The organism is Lysinibacillus sp. FJAT-14222 (assembly GCF_001278875.1).
GTDB lineage: Bacteria > Bacillota > Bacilli > Bacillales_A > Planococcaceae > Lysinibacillus > Lysinibacillus agricola.
The window spans coordinates 1-622 of record NZ_LIYL01000077.1; the positions used below are offsets into that span (position 1 = coordinate 1).

General features: G+C 46.7%; 4 tRNA genes. All 4 read right to left on the reverse strand.

The features are described 5' to 3' along the window. Positions 1-159: 159 nt before the first annotated feature. A tRNA-Ala gene (locus AN161_RS27145) sits at positions 160-235 on the reverse strand. An 18-nt stretch (positions 236-253) separates the two neighbouring features. Continuing rightward, positions 254-330 (reverse strand) — tRNA-Pro (locus tag AN161_RS27150). 38 nt (positions 331-368) lie between these two features. Beyond that, positions 369-445 (reverse strand) — tRNA-Pro (locus AN161_RS27155). 10 nt (positions 446-455) lie between these two features. Continuing rightward, positions 456-532, reverse strand: a tRNA-Arg gene (locus tag AN161_RS27160). Positions 533-622 lie beyond the last annotated feature (90 nt).

The following is a 622-nucleotide window of genomic DNA, read 5'->3' on the forward strand; positions in this document are numbered from 1 at the left end:
AAACTCTCCATAAAAAGAAATTTGATAAGCTCAAATTGTTTTGCTGGCATCATGTTTGATGTCCAAAATTTTGTTTCATTCACTAACTCAAGGTTAGTTACTAAAAACTTTATTGATTACGTTTTGCTTGTTCAGTTTTCAAGGTTCATTTGTTTTAATTGGTGGAGCCTAGCGGGATCGAACCGCTGACCTCCTGCGTGCAAGGCAGGCGCTCTCCCAGCTGAGCTAAGGCCCCATAGTTAATTTTAGGAAATGGTCGGGAAGACAGGATTCGAACCTGCGACCCCTTGGTCCCAAACCAAGTGCTCTACCAAGCTGAGCTACTTCCCGTTTGTTATATTGGCGCGCCCGANGTTAATTTTAGGAAATGGTCGGGAAGACAGGATTCGAACCTGCGACCCCTTGGTCCCAAACCAAGTGCTCTACCAAGCTGAGCTACTTCCCGTTTGTTATATTGGCGCGCCCGACAGGAGTTGAACCCATAACCTTCTGATCCGTAGTCAGACGCTCTATCCAATTGAGCTACGGGCGCTAATTATTAAAATAAAATGGTGCCGAGGGCCGGAATCGAACCGGCACGGTAGTCACCTACCGCAGGATTTTAAGTCCTGTGCGTCTGCCA